The 24,728-nt window shown below is 56.0% G+C and carries 19 protein-coding genes and 1 riboswitch; of the genes, 9 read left to right on the top strand and 10 right to left on the bottom strand.

Features of this window, described 5'->3' with window-relative positions; translation table 11 throughout:
* Positions 1–78: 78 nt before the first annotated feature.
* Genes fdnI through fdnG form a run of 3 tightly spaced genes read right to left on the bottom strand, consistent with a single transcriptional unit; the run spans position 79 to position 4,674 of the window.
* Positions 79–735 carry a formate dehydrogenase-N subunit gamma gene (gene fdnI / locus KCR01S_RS03340; protein ID WP_061279739.1) on the bottom strand — a complete coding sequence of 219 codons (657 nt, stop codon included), beginning with the start codon at positions 733–735 and terminating at the stop codon, positions 79–81.
* A complete protein-coding gene (gene fdxH, locus KCR01S_RS03335; protein ID WP_061279738.1) occupies positions 728–1,615 on the bottom strand; it encodes a formate dehydrogenase subunit beta in 888 nt (295 codons plus the stop codon). Before fdxH ends, fdnI begins: the two co-directional genes overlap by 8 nt.
* An 11-nt stretch (positions 1,616–1,626) precedes the next feature.
* Entirely contained in the window at positions 1,627–4,674 is a 3,048-nt protein-coding gene (gene fdnG / locus KCR01S_RS03330; protein WP_156478735.1) for a formate dehydrogenase-N subunit alpha, read from the bottom strand.
* A 219-nt stretch (positions 4,675–4,893) separates the two neighbouring features.
* Between fdnG and yddG the strand changes: the two genes are divergently transcribed.
* On the top strand, positions 4,894–5,775 hold the full coding sequence (yddG, locus tag KCR01S_RS03320; RefSeq protein WP_061279736.1) for an aromatic amino acid DMT transporter YddG: 882 nt from the start codon (positions 4,894–4,896) through the stop codon (positions 5,773–5,775).
* 170 nt (positions 5,776–5,945) lie between these two features.
* Here the strand turns inward: yddG and KCR01S_RS03315 are convergent, their stop codons facing one another.
* Positions 5,946–7,436 (bottom strand): MFS transporter, encoded by a 1,491-nt coding sequence (locus KCR01S_RS03315; RefSeq protein WP_061279735.1) that lies wholly within the window; start codon positions 7,434–7,436, stop codon positions 5,946–5,948.
* Positions 7,437–7,556: 120 nt separating this feature from the next.
* Here KCR01S_RS03315 and KCR01S_RS03310 point away from each other — a divergent pair, with 120 nt between their 5' ends.
* The 7 genes from KCR01S_RS03310 to KCR01S_RS03280 all read left to right on the top strand — a co-directional run bounded on the left by KCR01S_RS03310 (position 7,557) and on the right by KCR01S_RS03280 (position 17,986).
* Positions 7,557–8,138 (top strand): TetR family transcriptional regulator, encoded by a 582-nt coding sequence (locus KCR01S_RS03310; RefSeq protein WP_061279734.1) that lies wholly within the window; start codon positions 7,557–7,559, stop codon positions 8,136–8,138.
* A gap of 177 nt (positions 8,139–8,315) precedes the next feature.
* Positions 8,316–9,701: a NarK family nitrate/nitrite MFS transporter gene (locus KCR01S_RS03305; RefSeq protein ID WP_061279733.1), complete on the top strand. Its 1,386-nt coding sequence runs from the start codon at positions 8,316–8,318 to the stop codon at positions 9,699–9,701.
* A 168-nt stretch (positions 9,702–9,869) separates the two neighbouring features.
* Positions 9,870–13,610: a nitrate reductase subunit alpha gene (locus KCR01S_RS03300; RefSeq protein WP_061279732.1), complete on the top strand. Its 3,741-nt coding sequence runs from the start codon at positions 9,870–9,872 to the stop codon at positions 13,608–13,610.
* Complete coding sequence (gene narH, locus KCR01S_RS03295) at positions 13,607–15,133, top strand: nitrate reductase subunit beta (RefSeq protein WP_061279731.1); 1,527 nt, start codon at positions 13,607–13,609, stop codon at positions 15,131–15,133. The genes KCR01S_RS03300 and narH overlap by 4 nt, the downstream gene beginning before the upstream one ends.
* A complete protein-coding gene (narW, locus tag KCR01S_RS03290; RefSeq protein ID WP_061279730.1) occupies positions 15,133–15,828 on the top strand; it encodes a nitrate reductase molybdenum cofactor assembly chaperone in 696 nt (231 codons plus the stop codon). Before narH ends, narW begins: the two co-directional genes overlap by 1 nt.
* On the top strand, positions 15,825–16,505 hold the full coding sequence (narI, locus tag KCR01S_RS03285) for a respiratory nitrate reductase subunit gamma (RefSeq protein WP_061279729.1): 681 nt from the start codon (positions 15,825–15,827) through the stop codon (positions 16,503–16,505). The genes narW and narI overlap by 4 nt, the downstream gene beginning before the upstream one ends.
* A 228-nt stretch (positions 16,506–16,733) precedes the next feature.
* Positions 16,734–16,916, top strand: a riboswitch (M-box (ykoK) riboswitch).
* 56 nt (positions 16,917–16,972) lie between these two features.
* Positions 16,973–17,986: a magnesium transporter gene (locus tag KCR01S_RS03280; protein WP_061279728.1), complete on the top strand. Its 1,014-nt coding sequence runs from the start codon at positions 16,973–16,975 to the stop codon at positions 17,984–17,986.
* A 53-nt stretch (positions 17,987–18,039) separates the two neighbouring features.
* On the opposite strand, the gene KCR01S_RS03275 is transcribed toward KCR01S_RS03280, so the two are convergent.
* The 6 genes from KCR01S_RS03275 to KCR01S_RS03250 form a co-directional block, all read right to left on the bottom strand.
* Positions 18,040–18,840: an MBL fold metallo-hydrolase gene (locus KCR01S_RS03275; protein WP_061279727.1), complete on the bottom strand. Its 801-nt coding sequence runs from the start codon at positions 18,838–18,840 to the stop codon at positions 18,040–18,042.
* 92 nt (positions 18,841–18,932) lie between these two features.
* Complete coding sequence (locus tag KCR01S_RS03270; RefSeq protein WP_061279726.1) at positions 18,933–19,484, bottom strand: shikimate kinase; 552 nt, start codon at positions 19,482–19,484, stop codon at positions 18,933–18,935.
* Positions 19,485–19,570: 86 nt separating this feature from the next.
* Positions 19,571–20,416 carry an N-hydroxyarylamine O-acetyltransferase gene (gene nhoA / locus KCR01S_RS03265; RefSeq protein ID WP_061279763.1) on the bottom strand — a complete coding sequence of 282 codons (846 nt, stop codon included), beginning with the start codon at positions 20,414–20,416 and terminating at the stop codon, positions 19,571–19,573.
* A 79-nt stretch (positions 20,417–20,495) separates the two neighbouring features.
* On the bottom strand, positions 20,496–22,148 hold the full coding sequence (locus tag KCR01S_RS03260; protein ID WP_061279725.1) for an ABC transporter permease: 1,653 nt from the start codon (positions 22,146–22,148) through the stop codon (positions 20,496–20,498).
* A gap of 63 nt (positions 22,149–22,211) precedes the next feature.
* Positions 22,212–23,171 carry an ABC transporter substrate-binding protein gene (locus KCR01S_RS03255; RefSeq protein WP_061279724.1) on the bottom strand — a complete coding sequence of 320 codons (960 nt, stop codon included), beginning with the start codon at positions 23,169–23,171 and terminating at the stop codon, positions 22,212–22,214.
* On the bottom strand, positions 23,168–23,872 hold the full coding sequence (locus tag KCR01S_RS03250; protein ID WP_167348805.1) for an ABC transporter ATP-binding protein: 705 nt from the start codon (positions 23,870–23,872) through the stop codon (positions 23,168–23,170). Before KCR01S_RS03250 ends, KCR01S_RS03255 begins: the two co-directional genes overlap by 4 nt.
* A 191-nt stretch (positions 23,873–24,063) precedes the next feature.
* On the opposite strand from KCR01S_RS03250, the gene KCR01S_RS03245 reads away from it, so the two are divergent.
* A complete protein-coding gene (locus KCR01S_RS03245) occupies positions 24,064–24,654 on the top strand; it encodes a flavin reductase family protein (RefSeq protein ID WP_061279722.1) in 591 nt (196 codons plus the stop codon).
* Positions 24,655–24,728 lie beyond the last annotated feature (74 nt).

The following is a 24,728-nucleotide window of genomic DNA, read 5'->3' as shown; positions in this document are numbered from 1 at the left end:
TTACAAATACAAAAAAGAGCGGTTCAACGCCCCCGTAACGGGAACATCAAACCGCTCTCGGTTATCGAGAAAGAGAACTTACTTCAGCCCTTCCGAATTCTCTTTCTGCGCTTCAAGACGCTCTACGTCGCGATACCAGCGCGGATGGTGCTTCTGCGCCCAGCGACGGCTGACCTTACCTTCAATCATCCCTTTAATCGAGCCTTTTACCCAAAATGCCATGTACATATGGATTAGGATCGCATGGATCAGAATGATGGCCGTGGTAGCATGAATCAGCAGCGCATAGCGCACGACCTGAATCGGGAAGTACTGTGCGAAGTACGGACGCCAGATAATCACCCCGCTCACCAGCAGCACAAAAATCATGCTCATGATGGTCCAGAACATCATCTTCTGCCCGGCGTTATATTTCCCAACCCGCGCGACCTTATGCTCGTTGCCTTTCAGCACTTCAACAATGCCCAACACCCACGGAATATCCTGCTTATCCGGAATGTTGTGATGCACAAAGCGGGCGAACATAAACATCAGCACGACGAAAATCAGCACGCCAAAGAACGGGTGCAGAATACGCCCCATCTGCGGTGTACCGAAGGTTTCGGTCAGCCACTGCAGCGTTGGGAAGAAGAAGGAAATTCCTGAGACCGCCACCAGGAAGAAGCAAATCACTACCGTCCAGTGACAGGCACGATCGATAAACTTCGTGCGCACAATCATTTTCGACTTACTCATGGCCATCTTCCTCCTCGTCATCATCCACTTCTTTGTTCGGGCCAATACCAATGTAGTGATAAATAAGCCCGGCAAAGGTGGCGATAAATCCAGCGGCAGACAGCGGTTTCAGCGCCCCTTTCCACAGATTGATACTGGTATCAATCGACGGTTCTTTCGGTAGCTTGTGATACAGCTCCGGCTGGTCCGCGTGATGCAGAACATACATCACGTGCGTCCCACCCACGCCCTGCGGATTGTAAATCCCCGCCTGCGGGTAGCCGCGTTTTTTGAGCTTATCCACGCGCTCCTGCGCCACATCCAGCATCTCTTTCTTGGTGCCGAAATGAATCGCGCCGGTTGGACAGGTTTTCACACAGGCCGGTTCCTGACCGACGCTAACGCGGTCTACGCACAGGGTGCATTTATAAACGCGGTTATCCTCTTTGTTGAGGCGCGGAATATTAAACGGACACCCGGCGATGCAGTAACCGCAGCCGATACAATTATCCTGCTGGAAATCGACGATCCCATTGGCGTACTGGATGATCGCACCGGCCGATGGACAAGCTTTCAGACAGCCCGGATCCTCACAGTGCATACAGCCGTCTTTACGAATCAGCCACTCCAGCTTACCGTTCTGTTCGGTTTCGCTAAAACGCATCACCGTCCAGGACTTGGCGCTCAGATCGGCCGGGTTATCGTAAACCCCCACGCAATGCCCTACCTCGTCACGGATATCATTCCATTCAGAGCAGGCCACCTGGCAGGCTTTACAGCCCACGCAGGAAGAGACATCAATCAGCTTGGCGACTTCTTCTTTGTAGTCCCGCGCGCGAGGCGCGGGAGTCATCGAATTGGTTGCAGAGCGTTTGATAATGTCTTGTGTTTCCATCGCCATATAAACGCTCCTTACGCTTTCTCGATGTTAACCAGGAACGCCTTGTACTCCGGCGTTTGCGAGTTGGAATCGCCGACGTTAGGCGTCAGGGTATTGGCGATATAGCCCTTACGTGCCGCGCCTTCGTAGCCCCAGTGCAGCGGGATCCCGACGGTTTCCACCTGCTGGCCGTTGACGTTGAGCGTTTGCAAACGACGAGTCACTACCGCCACTGCGCGAATAAAACCGCGCTGGCTGCTGACCGTCACCTTGTCACCATTGGCAATCCCTTTGGCTTTTGCCAGCCCTTCGCTGATTTCCACGAACTGTTCCGGCTGCGCAATCGCATTCAGACGCGCATGCTTGGTCCAGGTATGGAAATGCTCGGTCAGACGATAGGTAGTTCCCACGTACGGGAACTTATCTTTCTTACCGAGGCGCACCGCATCCTGTTCATACAGACGCACAACCGGGCTTGAAATAACGTTCGGGTGCAGCGGGTTGGTACCCAGCGGCGTTTCCATCGGCTCGTAGTGTTCCGGGAACGGCCCTTCCGCCAGCTTATCGATGGCAAACAAACGGCCGAGGCCTTCCGGCTGCATGATAAACGGCATCGTCGCGCTGCCCGGAGGCGCGGTATTAAAGTCCGGGATATCGTTCCCCGTCCATTTGCTCCCGTTCCACTTGATCAGCATCCGTTTTGGATCCCACGGCTTGCCGTTCACATCCGCAGAGGCGCGGTTATACAGCACGCGACGGTTCAGCGGCCACGCCCATGCCCAACCCAGCGTATTGCCCAGCCCCGATGGGTCAGAGTTATCGCGGTTAGCCATCTGGTTACCCTGCTCGGTCCAGCTACCGGCGTAAATCCAGCACGAGGATGAGGTTGTCCCGTCATCACGCAGCAGCGCGAAACTATTGAGCAACTGACCTTTTTTCGCCACCAGTACGCCGTTCGCATCGTAGATATCCGCCAGCGCGTAGCCGTTGTTCTCTTTGGCCACCTCTTCGGATTCCGGATGATCCGGCTGTTTGTAATGCCAGCCCATACTCAGCAGCGGTTCAACGCCCTTACCGCCTTCTTCGCGGTACATCTCGCGCAGACGGTGGTAAATGCCGGCCAGAATCTCGCCGTCGTTACGCGCTTCGCCCGGAGCATCCTGACCTTTCCAGTGCCATTGCAGCCAGCGGCCAGAGTTGGCAATCGAGCCATCTTCTTCGGCAAAACAGGTTGACGGCAGACGGAAGACTTCGGTCTGGATCGTCGATGGATCGACATCGTTCGATTCGCCGTGGTTCTGCCAGAACGTCGAGGTTTCGGTAACCAGCGGATCGATAACCACCATGTATTTCAGCTTACTTAAGCTGCGAACCACCTTGTTCTTATCCGGGAACGACGCGACCGGGTTAAAGCCCTGGCAGATATAACCAGTGACCTTGCCGTTATCCATCATGTTGAAGTACTTGATAACGTCGTAGGCCTGATCCCATTTCGGCAACCAGTTAAAGCCCCAGTCGTTATCTTTACTTGCAGCATCGCCATAGAACGATTTCATCAGGCTGACGTAGAACTTCGGATAGTTGCTCCAATAGTTCACCTGATCGGCCAGCGTCGCTTTCGGCGTGTTGGCGGCCAGATAAGTTTGCAGGTCGGTCTGCTTATCCGACGGCAGCGTCAGATAGCCCGGCAGGCTGGTCGACAGCAGGCCTAAGTCGGTTAAACCCTGAATGTTGGAGTGCCCGCGCAGCGCGTTCACGCCGCCGCCAGCCATACCCATATTTCCCAGCAGCAGCTGAATCATCGCCATGGTGCGGATGTTCTGCGCACCGACGGTATGCTGAGTCCAGCCCAGCGCATACAGGAAGGTGGTGGTACGGTCAGCGGCACTGGTGGAAGCCAGCACGTCACACACTTTCAGGAAGTCCGCTTTCGGCGTACCGCAGATGTTTTCCACCACGTCTGGCGTATAGCGGGAAACGTGCGTTTTCAGCAGGTTCCACACGCAGCGCGGATGCGTCAGGGTTTCATCGCGTTTGGCATAGCCGTTTTCGTCGAACTGATAGTTCCACGAAGATTTGTCGTACTGACGTTTATCGGCATCGTAACCGCTGAACAGGCCGTCTTCGAAGGTAAAGTCATCGCGTACCAGCAGGCTGGCGTTGGTGTAATGCTTCACGTATTCGGCATTGATCTTATTGTTTTCGATAAGATACAGCAGGACGCCCGACAGGAAGGTAATGTCGGTACCGGAACGAATCGGCGCATAGATATCGGCCACCGACGCCGTACGCGTAAAGCGCGGGTCGACAACGATAAGCGTCGCATCGTTATTATTCTTCGCTTCCATCGCCCAGCGGAATCCCACTGGATGGGCTTCAGCGGCGTTACCGCCCATCACCATCACGACGTTGGCATTTTTGATATCAACCCAGTGGTTGGTCATCGCACCGCGACCAAATGTTGGAGCAAGACTTGCTACCGTTGGTCCGTGTCAGACGCGCGCCTGGTTGTCTACCGCCAGCATGCCCAGCGAGCGCACAAACTTCTGCGTCAGCATGCCGGTCTCATTACTTGCCGCCGAGGCACACAGCATCCCGGTGGAGAGCCAGCGGTTAACCGTCACGCCCTGCTCGTTCTTCTCAATAAAGTTGGCGTCGCGGTCGGCCTTCATTAATTTTGCGATGCGATCGAAGGCTTCATTCCACGAAATGCGCTGCCATTTATCTGAGCCAGGTGCGCGATATTCCGGGTAGCGCAGGCGGCTTTCGCTGTTCACGTAGTCCAGCAGACCCGCCCCTTTAGGACACAGTGCGCCACGGCTTACTGGATGATCCGGGTCGCCTTCAATATGGTAAATGGCTTCACGGGTATTTTTTGCCCCATCGCCCAGGCTATACATTAATAGCCCACAACCCACGGAGCAGTATGTACAGGTATTACGAACTTCTTTGGCGCGCAGTAATTTGAAATTACGCGCCTGAGCCAGCGCTATTTTTGGGGCAAAGCCCAGCGCCGCTGCTGTCGTTCCTGCCATACCGCCCGCGCAGATTTTAAAAAACTTTCTGCGGCTGACGTCCATTGTTTTCCTCATTATCAGGTGAACTTCGCGGCCAAAACTAACAGCATTACCCCTATTTTATTTGCGTCAAATCAATGTCAAAAACCGAAGCCCCCTTAATAGTCAACGTCCGCGATTTTTATTAATCCTTTAGGGTTAGGCGCTGCGGAAAAATATCACCAGCCAAGGTGAAAAAATGCTATAACCGCAGACTTCGTTGATTAAAGCATCAGGTCGGGCATGGATAAGAAAAGAGCGACGCTCATTGGATTTAGCGCCATTATTTTGTGGAGTACGATGGTGGGTCTGATTCGCGGCGTAAGCGAAGGGCTCGGCCCGGTGGGCGGAGCCGCAATGATTTACAGCCTCAGCGGCCTGCTGCTGATTTTTACCGTTGGCTTCCCACAATTGCGCCAAATTCCACCGCGCTATTTGCTGGTAGGTAGCCTGTTTTTTGTCAGCTACGAAATGTGCCTCGCGCTCTCATTAGGCTATGCCGGCACTCGCCAACAGGCCATCGAAGTCGGCATGGTGAATTATCTCTGGCCTAGCCTGACGATTTTATTTGCGATTATCTTTAATGGTCAAAAAACCACCTGGCTGGTTATCCCGGGATTATTACTCTCAATAGTGGGTGTCACCTGGGTATTAGGCGGTGAGCACGGATTGGATCTTGCAGAAATACGCAGCAACGTTATCTCCAGCCCGCTGAGCTATATTCTGGCATTCGTGGGGGCCTTTATCTGGGCAGCCTACTGCACGGTCACCGCGAAGTATGCCAAAGGCAAAAATGGTATCACCCTGTTTGTTTTATTCACCGCACTCGCCCTCTGGGTAAAATTCCTGATGAGCGAACAACCGCCGATGATCTTTAGCTGGCCGGTGGTGATTAAACTCGTGACCTGTGCTCTGGCATTAGGATTTGCCTATGCGGCCTGGAATGTCGGTATTCTTCACGGGAACGTCAGCCTGCTGGCTGCCGCCTCCTACTTTACGCCGGTACTGTCGTCGGCACTGGCGGCATTCCTGTTAAGCGCCGCGCTATCCTGGTCATTCTGGCAAGGTGCGGCGATGGTCTGCGGTGGTTCACTGCTGTGTTGGTACGCCACCCGGCGTCCCTAAACGTCATCGGGCACAAGCTTGCGCCTGCGCCCAACATGATATCCAATCACTGTTCAAGTAAGTAAAGTGATTAGGGTAAACGCCGGGATTTGGTTCCCGGAGGGACACCAAACCCGGCTGTCACCCCGGGTATCTCAATCGTAAACTCGCCGTGTTAGGCAATATCCGACTTATACCGGATCCGGCACTTTCGCCAGCCCGCGCCAAATACCTCCAGCCAACAGCAGCAACAGCACGCCAGCAGTACCCAGCACCACGCTATGGGCGCTAATAAACGCCGTCTGCGCCGCTTCAACCAACGCTCGTGCCGGAATAACCGGCAGCGACTGCGCTAACTGCATGGCTTCGCCAATTGACGATGCCGCGCGGGTGGCGGATTCGCTATCCAGATCCTGCGGCAAGACAATCGCCGCACTGTAGCTGCGGGTCAGAATCAGGCCAAACAGCGCGATCCCAAGCCCGGCCCCCAGTTCGTAGGCCATGGTTTCAATCGCCCCTGCCGCCGCCGCTTTCTCCTTCGGCGCCGCCGCCATGATTGCCGATGTCGATGCCAACAGCGCGCTTGCTGCACTGAAGCCCAACAGTGCCATCAGCCCCCACGCCTGCCACTGCTGGGTACTGAAATCGGTCACCGACAGCCCCAGGAAACTGAATGCGCTCAGCAACATGCCGCCGGTCGCCACCTGACGCAGGCCCAGCCGTGAGACCAAAATCCCAGCAATAGGGCCGCTGAACCCGCTGGCCACCATCACCGGCAGCATAAACATCCCCGCCTCAAACGGCGTTTTTTGATGTACAAACTGCAGCTCTTGCGCCATCAGCAGTTCAAAGCCCACCAGCGTCACCAGCGCGGTCATGGCCATCACCACCCCGCTGAGAATAATACGATGAGTAAACAGGCGCATGTCGATCATCGGTCGGCTCGCCGCCAACTGCTGGCGGACAAAAGTGACCAACAGGAGCATCCCCACCAGCGCCACCGATACGGTGATCCATACTGCCAGTTGCCCTTTGAGTGCAGATTTGGCGCTATACACCAGCATCAGAATGGCGGCGATCAGCATCAGCGCCTGAGTCAGATTCAGCGGCTGCTCGCGGCGCGCCGGTTGGCGCGGTACCAGACGTGCGCTGCAAAGCATCACCACCAGCACAATCGGCACGTTAATCAGGAATACCGAGCCCCAGTAGAAATGCTCAAGCAGCAGGCCGCCCACCAGCGGGCCAAATGCGGCACCGCCGGAACCTACCGCCGCCCATAGCCCCAGCGCCATATTACGATGCTTCGCCTCGGCAAACGTACTGCGGATCCCGGCAAGCGTCGCCGGTACAATCATCGCCGCCCCGATAGCCAGCAGCGATCGGGAGACAATCAGCGCCAGCGCGGTGGGTGAAAAAGCCGCCGCCAGCGAGGCGATGCCAAAGATCCCGCTACCGAGCAGCAGCAGGCGTTTAAAACCGATTTTATCGCCGAGCGCCCCCATCGGCAGTACCATCCCGGCCATCACTAATGAATAAATATCAATGATCCACAGCAGCTCATTGCCGCTCGTCCCCAACGCGACGCTTAGCGTCGGTGCGGCAACATGCAGCACCGTCGCGTCGATCGCCACCGGGATATAGACCATCAAAATTGCCATAAGCGTTAACCATTGGCGTGACATAGTTCCTTTCCTCATTTCATTTATGTTGGACAGTTGTCCAGGAAAAGGATCCTGCCGGATTATTGAACGCATGTCCAATTTTTTGTTATTCTCAGTTAAACCCCACTTAAACAAAGAAAAATGAACTATTTAACTCGGGATGAACGGCGGGAAGTGATCCTTAAAGCGGCGATGCAGGTGGCGCTAAATGGCGGCTTTACGGCAATGACCGTTCGCCATATTGCCACCATTGCCGGTGTCGCCAGCGGGCAGGTACACCATCACTTCACCTCTATTGGCGAACTTAAGTCGCTGGCCTTCGTAAGGCTGATTCGCGAAATGCTTGATATGCCGCTGGTCCCAGACGATGCGAGCTGGCACGAGCGGTTATTTGCCATGGTCGGCAGCGATGATGGTCGGCTTGAACCCTACATCCGTCTGTGGCGCGAGGCACAGCTGTTAGCCGATAGCGATAACGACATGAAAGGCGCATACCTGCTAACGATGGATATGTGGCACAAAGAAACCGTTGCTCTCATTTTACAGGGAACCGAAGCCAATGAATTCCGGCCAATTGATAGCGCAGAAAATATCGCCTGGCGATTAATTGCATTGGTTTGTGGCTTAGATGGAATATACGCGCTAGGGATGAACGAAATTAATGATGAAACCTTCACTCGCTATATACAACATTATATTACGCTAGAACTTAATCCCTCTTAATTTACATTTAGTAACAATTAACAACGTTTTATTCACAGCGCGTTTTCTTACAACGCGCTTTTTTTATCTATTCTTCAACGATAAAGAGATAAAACGGCCTGGCGATAATAATCCCCCTCCACCTACTTCGCTGTTTTTCCTTTGTTTCTTTTTTATGACGCTGCTCTCGAGGGTATTATGGCAAATAATGAGAAAGAGAATCATTATCTTCTAAAAGACTGGAAACCTGAAAATTCGGCGTTCTGGGAAAATAAAGGAAAATCAATTGCAAGGAGAAACCTGTGGATTTCTGTTGCCTGCTTATTACTCGCGTTTTGCGTTTGGATGTTATTTAGTGCCGTAGCAGTTAATCTCAACAAAGTGGGATTTAATTTCACTACCGACCAGCTCTTTTTATTAACCGCATTGCCCTCTCTTTCCGGCGCAATATTACGCGTGCCCTACTCCTTTATGGTGCCTATTTTGGGCGGCCGCCGCTGGACGGTTATCAGTACGATTATCCTTGTCATTCCATGTGCCTGGCTGGGGTTGGCCATTCAAAACACCGCTACTCCATACTGGGTATTTATCACCATCGCACTGCTGTGCGGATTTGCCGGCGCGAACTTTGCCTCCAGCATGGGCAATATCAGCTTCTTCTTCCCGAAAGCGAAACAAGGCAGCGCCTTAGGTGTTAACGGTGGTCTGGGCAACCTTGGCGTCAGCGTGATGCAGATGGTGGCCCCGGCGGTTATTTTCCTGCCGATGTTCACCTTTATCGGCTTCCATGGCGTCGCTCAGGAAGATGGCTCGACGCTAACGCTCAGCAATGCTGCCATCATCTGGGTACCGCTGTTAATTATCGCGACGCTCGCTGCCTGGTTTGGTATGAACGACATTGCCAGCTCGAAAGCGTCGGTGCGCGATCAACTGCCGGTATTGAAGCGCCCGCACATGTGGTTACTGAGCCTGCTCTATCTTGCGACATTTGGTTCGTTTATCGGTTTTTCTGCCGGTTTCGCCATGCTGGCAAAAACCCAGTTCCCGGACGTCAACATCCTGAAGCTGGCTTTCTTCGGACCGTTTATTGGCGCCCTGGCCCGCTCGTTTGGCGGGGTCATTTCCGATCGTCTGGGCGGCGTAAAGGTCACGCTGGTGAACTTCATCTTGATGGCGCTGTTTTCCGGCCTGCTGTTCCTGACCTTACCAGGCAGCGGATCCGGTAGTTTCCTCGCCTTCTACGTGGTGTTTATGGGATTGTTCCTCACCGCCGGGCTGGGCAGCGGCTCAACCTTCCAGATGATTGCGGTGATCTTCCGTCAAATCACCATCGACAGCGTGAAAAAACGCGGCGGCAGCGATGAAGAGGCACAGCACGAAGCGGTCACCGACACCGCCGCGGCGCTGGGCTTTATCTCCGCCATCGGCGCTATCGGCGGCTTCTTCATTCCTAAAGCCTTTGGCACCTCCCTGGCCATGACCGGTTCGCCGGTTGGTGCGATGAAAGTGTTCTTTGTCTTCTACGTCGTCTGCGTGCTGGTGACCTGGCTGGTCTACGGCCGCCGTAAACCGACAACCAAATAAATAGAACGATTCCTTAAGTCGTGCGAGTTGCACAACGTCAGCAACACCACGCATCACCCGCCACGGACATCCGTCTGCTGCGGGTGATGCATCTGCAACGTCAACGATGGCGGATAAATGTGAGCAGTGTAACCACGGAGACTTTGTCTTCCGTCAGGAGAAAATGTCATGAGCAAACTACTGGATCGCTTTCGCTACTTTAAGCAGAAAGGCGAGACCTTTGCCAACGGTCACGGACAGGTCTATGACAACAACCGTGATTGGGAAAATAGCTACCGTCAGCGCTGGCAGTTCGACAAAATCGTCCGCTCCACGCATGGTGTGAACTGTACAGGCTCATGCAGTTGGAAGATTTACGTCAAGAATGGTCTTGTCACCTGGGAAACGCAACAAACCGACTACCCTCGCACCCGCCCCGACCTGCCCAACCATGAACCGCGCGGTTGCCCTCGCGGCGCCAGCTACTCCTGGTATCTGTATAGTGCGAACCGTTTGAAGTACCCGCTGGCGCGCAGAAAGCTGATTGAGCTGTGGCGTGAAGCGCTGGCGCAAAACCCGGATCCGGTTGTGGCCTGGGATAGCATTATGCAAAGCCCGGAAAAGACCCGCAGCTACAAAGAGGCGCGCGGCAAAGGTGGCTTTGTTCGCTCCTCATGGAAGGAGCTAAACCAACTGATTGCCGCGGCGAACGTTTGGACCATCAAAAACTATGGCCCCGATCGCGTGGCGGGCTTCTCACCGATTCCGGCGATGTCGATGGTCTCTTATGCCGCCGGGACTCGTTATCTGTCGCTGATTGGCGGCACCTGCCTGAGTTTCTATGACTGGTATTGCGATCTGCCGCCAGCATCGCCGATGACCTGGGGCGAGCAGACCGATGTGCCGGAATCTGCCGACTGGTACAACTCCAGCTATATCATCGCCTGGGGGTCTAACGTACCGCAGACCCGTACCCCGGACGCCCACTTCTTCACCGAAGTCCGGTATAAGGGCACCAAAACCGTCGCTATCACCCCTGACTTCTCCGAAGTTGCCAAGCTCAGCGACCAGTGGCTGGCGCCGAAACAAGGTACCGACAGCGCGCTGGCGATGGCCATGGGGCATGTGATTTTAAAGGCTTTCCACCTCGATAATCCGAGCGATTATTTTATCAACTACTGCCGCCGCTATACCGACATGCCCATGTTGGTTATGCTCGACGGCCGCGATGACGGTTCGTATACCGCGGGCCGCATGCTGCGCGCCTCCGATCTGGTCGATGGGCTGGGTGAAAGCAACAATCCAGAGTGGAAAACCGTGGCCTATGACAGCAACGGCGAACTGGTCGCGCCGAATGGTTCGATTGGTTTCCGCTGGGGCGAAAAAGGCAAATGGAACCTGCAAACGCTGGCCGGGGGCAAAGAAGCTGAACTCACCCTTTCGCTGATCGATAATCGCGATACCGTGGTTGGCGTCGCGTTCCCTTACTTTGGCGGTAACGAAAACCCGCACTTCAGAAGCGTGAAACAGGATCCGATTCTGGTACGCCAACTGCCGGCAAAACAGCTGACCTTTGCCGACGGCAGCAGCCGTCTGGTGGTGAGCGTCTACGATCTGGTGCTGGCAAACTATGGCCTCGATCGCGGCCTGGATGATGAACTGGCGGCAAAAGGATTTGACGAGGTCAAAGCCTATACGCCCGCCTGGGCCGAGCAGATTACCGGCGTTTCGCGGCATAACATTGAGAAAATCGCGCTGGAGTTCGCCGATACCGCGCACAAAACGCACGGTCGCTCGATGATTATCCTCGGTGCCGGGGTCAACCACTGGTACCACATGGATATGAACTACCGCGGCATGATCAACATGCTGGTGTTCTGCGGCTGCGTCGGCCAAAGCGGCGGCGGCTGGGCGCACTATGTCGGTCAGGAAAAGCTGCGTCCGCAAACCGGCTGGCTGCCGCTAGCCTTCGCGTTGGACTGGAACCGTCCGCCGCGCCAGATGAACAGCACCTCCTACTTCTACAACCACGCCAGCCAGTGGCGCTACGAAAAACTGACCGCCCAGGAATTGCTCTCACCGTTGGCCAATCAGGATAAATATACCGGTCATCTGATTGATTTTAACGTCCGCGCCGAGCGTATGGGCTGGCTACCGTCCGCGCCGCAGTTGAACGTTAACCCGCTGACGGTGAAGGCCAAAGCCGAAGAGTTGGGGATGACTCCGCAGGAATACACCGTACAGGCACTGAAATCCGGCGACATCCGCATGGCCTGCGAACAGCCTGACAACGGCAAAAACCACCCGCGTAACATGTTTATCTGGCGCTCTAACCTGCTGGGTTCCTCCGGCAAGGGCCATGAATACATGCTGAAGTATTTGCTGGGCGCCGACAGCGGAATTCAGGGGGAAGACCTGGGCTCGACGGATGACGTTAAGCCGGAGGAAGTGGAATGGCAGACCGCAGCGCTGGAAGGCAAGCTCGATCTGCTGGTGACGCTAGATTTCCGTATGTCCAGCACCTGTCTGTTCTCCGATATCGTCCTACCAACCGCCACCTGGTATGAAAAAGACGATATGAACACTTCGGACATGCACCCGTTTATCCACCCGCTCTCTGCGGCGGTAGACCCCGCATGGGAGTCGAAAAGCGACTGGGAAATCTACAAAGGGATCGCCAAATCGTTCTCAGAAATCTGCCAGGGCCATTTGGGGACTGAAACCGACGTGGTGCTACAGCCGCTGCAGCACGACTCCCCGGCGGAGCTGGCGCAGCCGTTCGCCATTCAGGACTGGCGTAAAGGCGAGTGTGATCTGATTCCGGGTAAAACCGCGCCGAACATTATCGCCGTGGAGCGCGACTATCCAGCCACCTACGAGCGCTTTACCTCCCTCGGGCCGCTGATGGATAAGCTCGGCAACGGCGGTAAAGGGATTGCGTGGAAAACCCACACCGAAGTCGATTTCCTCGGCAAGCTCAACTACGTCAAGCTTGATGGCCCAGCGAAAGGCCGCCCATGTATTGAGACTGCGATTGACGCCTCAGAAGTGATCCTCGCCCTTGCGCCAGAAACCAACGGCCAGGTGGCGGTAAGAGCCTGGGAAGCGTTGGGGGAATTTACCGGGCTCGACCACAAACATCTGGCGACCAATAAAGAAGACGAGAAAATACGCTTCCGCGATATTCAGGCGCAGCCGCGCAAAATTATCTCCAGCCCCACCTGGTCGGGTCTGGAAGATGAGCACGTCTCCTATAACGCCGGTTATACCAACGTACACGAGCTGATCCCGTGGCGCACCGTTTCAGGACGGCAGTCGCTGTATCAGGATCATCCGTGGATGCGCGACTTTGGCGAAAGCCTGGTGGCCTATCGCCCGCCGATTGACACCCGCAGCGTCAGCCATATGAACGCGATCCCACCCAACGGTTTCCCGGAAAAAGCGCTCAACTTCCTGACGCCGCACCAGAAATGGGGCATTCACTCCACCTACAGCGAAAACCTGCTGATGCTCACGCTGTCGCGCGGTGGCCCTATTGTTTGGCTCAGTGAGACCGATGCCAAAGAGCTAGGGATTGCCGATAACGACTGGATTGAAGCGTTCAACGCCAACGGTGCGCTCACCGCCCGTGCGGTGGTCAGCCAGCGTGTACCGCCGGGAATGACCATGATGTACCACGCCCAGGAACGCATTATGAATATTCCAGGCTCAGAAATCACCGGACGCCGCGGCGGGATCCACAACTCGGTCACCCGTATTTGCCCGAAACCCACCCACATGATCGGCGGGTACGCGCAATTGGCTTACAGCTTCAACTACTACGGAACGGTCGGCTCGAACCGTGATGAGTTCATTATGATTCGCAAAATGAAAAACATTAATTGGCTGGATGATGAAGGCAATGATCAGGTTCAGGAGGCGTCAAAATGAAGATACGCTCACAGGTTGGAATGGTTTTAAACCTCGATAAATGCATCGGCTGCCACACCTGCTCCGTGACCTGCAAAAACGTCTGGAGCAGCCGTGAAGGAATGGAGTACGCCTGGTTTAACAACGTCGAAACCAAGCCCGGCATCGGTTTTCCAAAAGACTGGGAAAATCAGGAAAAATGGCAAGGCGGCTGGGTGCGCGGCATTACCGGTAAGCTGACCCCGCGCATGGGCGGCCGCGTTAACGTGTTGGCTAAAATCTTCGCCAACCCGCTGATCCCCGGTATCGACGACTACTACGAACCGTTTACCTACGACTATCAATATTTGCACAACGCGCCGGAAGGCAAAAACCTGCCAACCGCCCGCCCGCGCTCACTGATTAGCGGGCAGCGGATGAACAAAATCGAATGGGGCCCAAACTGGGAAGAACTGCTCGGCGGCGAGTTTGAGAAACGCGCCCATGACCAGAACTTCAACGCCATGCAAAAAGAGATGTACGGTCAGTTCGAAAACACCTTCATGATGTACCTGCCGCGCCTGTGCGAACACTGCCTCAACCCAAGCTGTGTCGCCACCTGCCCGAGCGGCGCCATCTACAAGCGTGAAGAAGATGGCATTGTGCTGATCGATCAGGATAAATGCCGCGGCTGGCGGATGTGCATCAGCGGCTGTCCGTACAAAAAAATCTACTTCAACTGGAAGAGCGGGAAATCCGAAAAATGCATTTTCTGCTACCCGCGCATTGAGTCCGGCCAGCCTACGGTCTGTTCAGAAACCTGCGTCGGCCGCATCCGCTACCTCGGGGTGCTGCTGTACGATGCCGACCGCATTGAAGAAGCCGCCAGCACTGAACGCGAAACCGATCTCTACGAGCGTCAGTGCGATGTGTTCCTCAATCCGCACGATCCGGCGGTGATTGAAGAAGCGCTGAAACAGGGCATCACGCAAAACACCCTCGACGCTGCCCAGCGCTCGCCGGTGTACAAAATGGCCATGGACTGGAAGCTGGCCCTGCCGCTGCACCCGGAATATCGTACGTTGCCAATGGTCTGGTACGTCCCACCATTGTCACCCATTCAATCCGTTGCCGATGCGGGCGGCCTGCCGAAATCCGACAGCATTCTGCCGGCGGTCGAAAGCCTGCGTATCCCGGTACAGTATCTGGCCAACATGCTCAGCGCCGGTGATACCGGTCCAGTGCTGCGCGCGCTCAAACGCATGATGGCGATGCGCCACTACAAACGCTCGCAGACGGTTGAAGGCGTGACCGATACCCGGGCGATTGAAGAAGTGGGCCTGAGCGTTGAACAGGTCGAAGAGATGTACCGCTATCTGGCGATTGCCAACTACGAAGATCGCTTCGTGATCCCCACCAGCCACCGCGAAATGGCGGAAGACGCCTTCCCGGAAAAAAATGGCTGTGGCTTCACCTTCGGCGACGGCTGCCACGGGTCGGACACCAAGTTCAACCTGTTTAACAGCCATCGTATTGATGCCATCAACATCGGGGAGAAAGACTAATGCGGATCCTGAAAATCATCGGGCTACTGCTGGAGTACCCCGATGAGCTCAGTTGGGAGAACAAAGACGAGTTGTTCTCTCTTATCGACAGCGATACGCCAGCGCTGCGTCCTTTCCTCGAGCAACACCTGGGCGTGGCGCTGCTCGATAAACAGGCCGAATGGTGTGAAATCTTCGAGCGCGGCCGCGCCACCTCGCTGCTGCTGTTTGAACACGTGCACGCCGAATCGCGCGATCGCGGCCAGGCCATGGTCGAGCTGATGACCCAGTACGAGCAGGTCGGTTTGCAGCTGGATTGCCGCGAGTTGCCTGATTATCTGCCGCTGTATCTCGAATATCTCAGCATTCTGCCCGAGGCGCAGGCGCGCGAAGGCCTGCAGAACGTCGCGCCGATTCTGGCGCTGCTCGGCGGGCGATTAAAACAGCGCGAAGCACCGTGGTATCAGCTGTTCGATACCCTGCTGGCGCTGGCCAACACCTCATTATCAAGTGACAGTGTCACTAAACAGGTGGCGGGTGAAGCACGCGATGACACCCGCCAGGCGCTGGATGCGGTATGGGAAGAAGAACAGGTGAAGTTTATCGAAGATAATGCCACCGCCTGCGACAGTTCCCCACTGCAAAGCTATCAACGACGCTTTAGCCAGGACGTGGCGCCACAGTACGTGGACGTCCGTGCGGGAGGCCCGAAATGATACAGTACCTCAACGTCTTCTTTTACGATATCTACCCCTACCTGTGCGGCACGGTGTTTCTGTTGGGCAGTTGGCTGCGCTACGATTACGGTCAATACACCTGGCGCGCCTCCTCAAGCCAAATGCTCGACAAACGCGGCATGGTGCTATGGTCAAACCTGTTCCACGTCGGCATTCTGGGGATCTTCTTTGGCCATTTCTTCGGCATGCTGACGCCGCACTGGGTCTATGAGTCCTGGCTGCCGCTGTCGCAGAAACAGCTGATGGCGATGATCCTCGGCGGCGCCTGCGGCGTGTTGACGCTAGTCGGCGGCGCGGGTCTATTGATTCGTCGCCTCACCAACCCGCGCATTCGCGCCACATCCAGCACCGCCGATATCCTGATCCTCAGCATTCTGCTGATTCAGTGCTGCCTTGGCCTCTCCACCATTCCATTCTCCGCCCAACATCCTGACGGCAGCGAAATGTTAAAACTGGTGAACTGGGCGCAGGCGGTGGTGACGTTCCACGGCGGCGCATCGGCGCATCTTGACGGTGTAGCATGGGTCTATCGCGTGCATTTAGTGCTGGGGATGACCATTTTCCTGCTGTTCCCGTTCACGCGTCTGGTTCATGTCTGGAGCGCGCCAATCGAATATCTGACCCGCCGTTATCAGGTGGTGCGTTCTCGTCGCTAACGGCTTTATTCTCTATTACACCCGGCCGAGCGTTGCGACGCCGGGTTTTTTATGCCACAAGAAAATTCTAAACGCTTACTCAACAACAATATTCTTTGTCTTCCTTAATTAAAATCTCGCGCTATATTACGCTCACCAAATGAATCACAAGCCACGAGGTGAAGAAAATATCATTTGCCGCCCTGATCATTTCACGGCGATAAATATCAGCAAGCTCGGCCAATTTATTAATAATCTTGTTATGGCGAGGCTCCTGAATAAACATAAGTTATCGCCCTGGTGGTATCGAGAGAGACCATCACAGGGAAATACAGGCATCCATCGAATCAAGGTGTTGCCAAGATAACTTCTGACGGTGTAGACCGTACAGATACGTTGTTCAGTGCTAAAACCGGGACGTAGGGATTCTTCTCAGCTCTTCCAGTTTTGTTCGCCCTATAAGCGCGTTTTTCTATAGGGAATTTCCAATGTCACATATTCAAGCAACAGCACCGTTCTACCCAGTCGAGCAGCACGCCGGCGATATTATCTCAAGCTACATGTCTCGAGATTTTATTTCCCTGCCCGAACATCTGAATATCAAAGAAGCGCGGGAGCTTTTTTTACAGATATTAAATGACGATCATTTTCCGTGCGCGGTATTTGTCGTCGACGGTGAAAACCTGCGCGGCGTATTATCGACACGCAAATTACTGCAGGCTGCCGATGACAGCCAGCCGCTGACGCAATTAATGGGTACGACGCTGTTTCACGTCGGCCCGCAGGACTCACGAGCCGCTGCCGCCAGCATCATTGAAAAACATCACCTGACGCTGCTGCCGGTTATCGATAACGGTAAGCTTATCGGCTGTCTTAATGAAAAAGAGATAGCCCAGTTGCTTGAGGATGAAGTAACGGAAGATGCGCAGCTCCAGGGTGCCACCCTGCCGTTGGATAAACCGTATCTGGACATCAGCCCGGTGATGCTGTGGAAGAAACGCGCGGTGTGGCTGCTGCTGCTGTTTATCGCCGAAGCCTACACCAGCAGCGTGATCCAGCATTTCGAAGAGGCGTTGGAATCAGCCATTGCGCTGGCCTTCTTTATCCCGCTATTGATTGGGACCGGCGGGAACAGCGGCACGCAGATCACCTCAACGCTGGTGCGCGCCATGGCGCTGGGCGAAGTCGGTCTGCGCGACCTGGGGCGCATTTTACGCAAAGAGATGTCGACGGCGTTGCTGGTGGCTATCACTTTGGGGACCGCAGGCTGTATCCGGGCATGGATGATGGGCATTGGCCCGGAAATCACCTTTATTGTCAGCCTGACGCTGGTGTGCGTCACGCTGTGGAGTGCGGTGGTATCGTCGGTTATTCCGCTGGTGATTAAGCGCCTGGGGATCGACCCGGCGGTGGTTTCAGCGCCGTTTATCGCCACGCTGATTGACGGCACAGGGCTGATTATTTACTTCAAAATTGCCCAGCATTTCTTAGGCCTGAACTAACCCATTTATTCGCTGCTTCCCGGTCGCTGTTGTGGCCGGGAAACTCACGACACCTAGCCTAAAACAAACGTATCGCCGGTTGCCGGAGAAATCACCTGCGGTAGCCACAGTTTCCCCCACGCCCCGGTACAATGGCAGCCCATCACGGTATCGACATTCAGCTCCCGCAGGAATCGCCTCACTCGCCACAACTCGCCAGGCAACGCGCTACGCAGATGAAAACCGCCAATCAGCGCGTGTACCTGACGGATACCGGTGATGTTCTGGCAGTGGCGTACGATATTCTCCAGCCCCCGGTGCCCACAGCCGGTAATGATCACCAAGCCGCGATCCGACAGATAAATCAGCACGCCCTCATCGGTCACGTAGTCCGTCGCCGCCGACTGCCCGCCGAGCACACCATAAGCCCGCGGTTTCTCTACCGCAATTTCGCCGGACCAGATAAAACGATCGCTAATCTGCACTGGCGCGCGAGTGTATTCCATACGATGGCGCGAGTAATCGATGTCGAGTGAGAGTTTTTTGATTTTACGCTGGGATCCAGCAAACGAGAGCGCGGCAAAGCGTTCATGCCCCAGATCGGGATGGCAGATAATCCGGCTATTATCCGCCAGCCACGGCACGCCACCGCAGTGATCGTAATGACCGTGAGACAGCACCGTGGCGGTGACATCACTCAGGTCCACGCCCATTAGCGTCGCGTTGTGCATGAAACTGTCATCGGGGCCAGTATCGAACAAAATGGAGGTCTGATCATCCTGAAGAAGCAGGCTAAGCCCGGCTTTTGCCCGCAACGCGGGGTTCGCCCCCTCGCTACGGTGGTTTTCCAGAAGTACGCGCAGCGTCAGCCCCATCGTCTCTCTTCCCTGATAATGAACCAGATGCCTGGCGGCCCCCGGTTTCGGCCAATAAAATGAGCCCGTCAGTATAAAGACTCGTCCTTACGTTACCGTGATACGCGGCTCATGCTGGAAAATCGCGCCAATCCCTGCACTGTTTGTTCGACAATATCATGCGGCGGCGAAACGGAAAAAATCTGCACATCACCCAGCGCACTATATTCACCAAACCGCTGGCGAAATTTACGTTCTTCTTTGTGGCGTTCCAGGCCAAAGCCGCGCGTAAGCTGGCGTCCAACGATACAACGACAGGCATCGTCGACGTTCTTGTACGGCATTAGCAAAACTGACACTCCGCACTCACGCACCCGCTGGCGATTAATCTGCACAATATCCGGGCGGATATCGGTCGCGAGAAAACCGGATGACAGTGCGAATACCGCGTTTTTCTCTTGTTCGTTTAATAACGAGGCAAACAGCGCGGCGTTCTGCTCAAGATAGGATTCATAGCCGTGGGTTTGCAGATAATCACGAATATTGGCAATGCGTTCGCAAAATACCGTATCCAGGTCGATGAAGGGATAATCCAGTCGTTGTGCCAGTAACGCCCCGACGGTGCTTTTGCCCGCACCGCCCGGCCCAATCAGCAACACATGCATCTGCACTCCGCTGCACGGCCGGATAGAAAGGCCGCTTTCGATAAAAGAGGATTATCTTAAGCGGCCAACGTATGGCATACCGTGAGCTACTTCCCGGCATCCGGATGGGTATCGAACGCCGCCATCACCGCCGCCAGCTCCGCGACGCTAAAGCCATGTTTTGGATCATCAACGCCGAGGCCAAAGCGGCTTTGCAGCGCTTCATAAAGGGCGGGAACATCCGGGAAATCAATTTTTTCCACTACATGGTTTTTATCCCAGTGGGTAAAGTGGAAATTGGTGAGCGTCATTTTACCGCCGTCCGGCAGGTGGCGGCACATCAGCAAATGGTGACGGAAATGAGACTGAGGCCAGTGCGCCGACCAGAAGTTGCCCATCACATAGTCAGAGGCATACTGACGCCCAAGATCGAAGTGGTACATCGACTGCCAATGGTCGTGATGGCTAAATTGCAGGATCCACTCCTGATTTTCATACAGCAGGCGGTAATCACCATGCGGCGTGGTCTGCACAATGTCGGCCAACAGTTTTATTGGCGCGGTCAGCGTCTGGCCGCCAAAACCGACATCGGCAATCCAGCGTTCACCGTCGGTCTCCACCAGCAATAAACGGTGGGTGCGCGGCGGCATCTGCGGTGGATGCGCCAGCACCACACGGCCCAGCAGACTGCGGACGTTAAAACCAATCTCGCGCAGTGCCCGCTCAAACAGACCGTTTTGTTCAAAGCAGTAGCCGCCGCGTCGGGCATTGACCAGCTTATCTTCCAGCGCCTGATCGTCGAGATGCATCTCGCGCGGCAGCAGCACATCGAGGTTTTCAAAGGGGATGGCGCCGTTATGATGAAGATGCAAACTGCGCAGCGTCTCGATTGAGACATCGGGGGTGCCCGTCCAACCCAGACGAGCGAAATAGGCGTTTAAAAAGCGGGTCATCAATGCCTCCAGCATTTTGTTTCCGTACTTTATAGCCTATTTTTGTCCCCGCATTGACTGTTTTGTGCGATCGGTTGAGCTAGCGTGTATTGCGCTGCATCAGCGCTAAGGCACTGAGCATTAACGCCAGTCCGACAAACAACGTCAGGCTGGCCATCGCCATGCCCTGTCCCACCGAACCCTGTTCAAACTGCCGCCAGATAAACACCGCCACGGTCTGTGTCCCGGCTGGAGCCAGCAGCAATGAGGTCACCAGCTCACGGGAAGCGACGGCAAAGACCATCAGCATTGCCGCCAGCAGCGCCGGAAACACCAGCGGCAACACAATCAGCCGCAGCGCCTGGAACGACGACGCCCCGTGAACCCGCGCCGCCGGTTCCAGATTGGTGCCCAATTGCCGCAGCGCGCTGCCGACATAGCGCACCGGCCACGGCAGCAGCAGACAGCAATAAGAGAGCAGCAGCATAAACCACGTGTTATACGGCGACAGCGGCCAGAACGGCTGATTCCACAGCAAAATCAGCCCGACGCCCACCACCACGCCGGGCAGCGCGGCGGGCATCAGCGACAGCGCGTCAATCAGTGCGCTGCCTTTGATCTTTTGCACCAATACCAGCCAGGCCGCCACCAGCCCTAGCAGACCAACGATCAGCGCCGAGGCTAGCGCCAGCGATAAGCTGGTGCCCAGCGCCGACAGCGCATCGCCCTGCTGGGCAAACAGCGCGCCAAAGTGACGCCAGGTAAAGTTATCGCCATTCAGGCCGCCCGATAAGGTGCTCATCAGACTGGTCACCACCATCGACGCCGCAGGCAGCAGCACCGCCAGCGCGCCAATCGTCGTCATCAGCAATACGGCGGGTAACGTCATCCAGCCCAGCGCCGCCCCGCTGTTTTCACCCGGCTTGCCCGTCACGCTGGTCACTTCCGTATTGCCGGTAAGACGCTTTTGCAGCCACCAGGCCAGCAGCGCCACGGCGATCAGCAGAATAGACAGCAGCGACGCACCGGTTAAATCAATTGGCCAATCGGCGAGTTTTTTCTCAATGCCAACGGTCAGCATCACCACTCCTGCCCGCGAGCCTAACGCCGCCGGCACGCCGTACTCTTCAATCGCCAGCGTAAAAGCCAGCAGCATCCCGGCGGCCAGCGCCGGAGAGAGCATCGGCAGCGTCACGTGCCAGAACGCCTGCCCGCTATTCGCGCCGTGCACCCGGGCGACGGTCGCCAGCAGCTGTCCGCTCGCCAGCAGGCTGCGAGAGACCGCAAAGTAGACCACCGGGAAGATATTCAGCGTCATCACCAGCACAATGCCCAAGCGGCTGAACAGCAGATCGTTAAGATCCCAGCCGGTGAGCTGCTGCAGATAACCGTTATGCTGCAGCACCAGCATCCACGACAGCGCGGCGATATACGGCGGCGTGAGAAAAGGAATCAAAAACAGCAAATCCCACAGCTTAGGCAGCGGCAGATTAAACAGCCCGCGCAGGACGCCCAGCGGTAGGCCAACCAACACGCTCACCAGCGCCACGCCGCAGGCAATCCATAGCGTACCGCCGAGCATCGGCATCAGCTGTGGGTCGTTGAGCAAAGCGGAGATTCCGCTCAACGGTGCGCTCAGCTGACCGGCGCTAAAGTGTGGGAATATGGCTTGCAGGAGAATAAACAACAGCGGCAGCGCCACCAGTACAACCAGGGCGGTCAGCGTGGCAGCGGAGAGGAATTTTTGTTTCACCCGACGATCCTTGAATGGCAAACCGCCCGGCGGCTTAACACCACACCGGGCGGAGAAGGAAAATTATTGCCCGAACAAGGCGTTAAAACGTGAAAGCACCGCGCTGCGCTCGCTGCTGCCGTCGCTGGTGGTCGGCAGAATTTTCAGCTCACCCAGCAGCGGGCGTTTTGCCTGCACATCGCTGCGCGCAGGCATCAACCAGGCGTCAGCCACCATCGCCTGGCCTTCCGACGACAGCACATAATCGACAAAGGCTTTCGCGTCATCCGCGTGCTGAGTGGTTTTGAGGATCATCATCGGACGCGGCGCAATCACCGTGCCGCTGGCCGGGAAAATCACTTTCAGCGATTCACCCTGAGCAATATTGCCATAGGAGACGTAGTCCACCGCGCCAAACACCGCCGCTTTCGCCCCCTGCATCACCGGCGTCACCGCCTGCGCGTTGGGGCCGCTCACCACCATGCCATTCTTTTTCAGCGCCTCAAACAGCGTCCAGGCTTTATCTCCCAGGCCATTTTGTAACCCGATCAGCAAATCCAGCGATGCGCCAGAAAGCGCCGGGTCGGGCGTGGTCACTTTATCTTTAAACGCCGCTTCGGTCAGATCGCGCCACTCTTTCGGCTCCGGCGTGCCGCTTTTACTGTTCCACACGATCCCTAATGCCGAAATCCCCTGCGCCACATAGTCTGCGGTTTTCAGCGCCGCCGGAACCTTATCAGCATTACCGCTCTGATACGGCAGCAGCCAGCCGCGATGGTGTAAGTCTTCCGCTGTGTCCCACGATGCGGAGATCAGTACATCGGCCTGCGGATTGGCCTGTTCGGCCTCCAGACGCGCCATCACCTTGCCGGTGGTGGCCTGGAAGATATTCACCTTCACGCCGGTTTTCTTTTCGTAACCGCTGGCGAGACTTTTCGCCAGCGAACCTGGGCCCGCGGTATACACGGTCAGCGCATGGGCGCTGGAAATCATGGTGGCAGATAACATCATGGCAAGCGCAACGCCCTGTTTAATGGATTTCATACAAGTTCCCCTGAGGATGAAGCAACGGCGCGAACAGCAGCAATGCTGCCCGCAGAAAGATGCACAATGCGGTCGGCTAACAGCTCGGCTTCGCGGCGATCGTGGGTGACGTAAACGGCGGTAATACCCAGCTGGCGCAGCAGGCGGCTCATCTCCATGCACAGTGATTCGCGCAGTTCGCTATCGAGATTGGAGAGCGGTTCATCGAACAGCAACACGCGCGGTTCAGCAACAATCGCCCGCGCCAGCGCCACCCGCTGCTGCTGGCCGCCGGAAAGCCCCGACGGTTTCCGCCCGCCGAAGTCCGCCAGCCCAACCATCGCCAGCGCCTCGTTGACTCGCCGCTCGCGTTCGCCTGATGACACCTTGCGCATCCGTAGCGGAAACGCCACGTTCTGCGCCGCCGTCATATGCGGCCACAGCGCGTAATCCTGGAAAACCATGCCGATATCGCGCTGCTCCGGCGGCAATCCCCAGCCGGGTTTTGCCACCAGTCGATCGCCAAAGTGAATAGAGCCTTGCGCCGGGACGCTGAGCCCCGCCAGCAGGCGCAGCAACGTGCTTTTGCCGCAGCCGGATGGCCCCAGCAGTGCAACAATGCTGCCCGGTTCGATGTGCAAAGCGATGTTATCGAGTACGGTGGTAGCGCCGAAGGCGAAGGAGACGCCATCGAGCCGAATGCCGGTAAGCGCGCGCATTATCGTCCTCCCCATGGGAGTGGCGACAAGGCAGACACGCTCACCTGTGATAAATACAGGGGAGCTAACATAGTGTTATCCTCTTTGGGACTTAGTGCAGGCGACTATAGGCAGGCGATATGACGTATTGATTACGCTTTTATTGCGATTTAATGTGTGGCGAGAGACATGTCTATTCACGCAAAGGAAAACCCATGAGCCGTTTTCGCCCCGTTGAACTCCAGCACGCCAGCCGTTTGCTTAACCACGGTCCAACCGTTCTGATAACCAGCTATGATGTTGAAACCAAACGCCGCAACGTGATGGCCGCCGCCTGGTCGATGCCGGTCGAGTTTGCGCCGCCGCGGATAGCGATTGTGGTCGATAAAAGCGCGTGGTCGCGGGAAATCATCGAACGTAATGGCACCTTCGGCATCGTCGTACCGGGCGTCGCTGCCGCCAGTTGGACCTACGCGGTCGGTAGCGTCAGCGGCCGTGAAGAAGATAAATTTAACGCTTACGGTATTCCGGCAATAACCGGCCCGGTGCTCGGCCTGCCGCTGGTGGAAGAGAAATGTCTGGCGTGGATGGAGTGCCGGTTACTGCCCGCCACCGCCGCGGCGGCTCAGTACGACACGCTCTTCGGTGAAGTAGTCGCCGCCGCTGCCGATGAACAGGCGTTCGTCGCCGGACGCTGGCAGTTTGATGACGATAAGCGCAATACCCTGCATCATCTTGGCGCCGGGACGTTTGTTGCCAGCGGTCGGCAGATCCGCGCGAATACGCCGGATGATAAGCCGGTTTAACACGGGCGGGAGTCTGTACAAAGGTTTTAAGTATTGAGAAGGAAAATCGGGCTGCGCATCAATGACATTGCGCG

The sequence above is a fragment of the Kluyvera cryocrescens NBRC 102467 genome (assembly GCF_001571285.1).
Taxonomy (GTDB): Bacteria; Pseudomonadota; Gammaproteobacteria; order Enterobacterales; family Enterobacteriaceae; genus Kluyvera; species Kluyvera cryocrescens.
The sequence above is the reverse complement of the archived record's forward strand: the minus strand, read 5'-3'. Positions and strand labels throughout refer to the sequence as shown.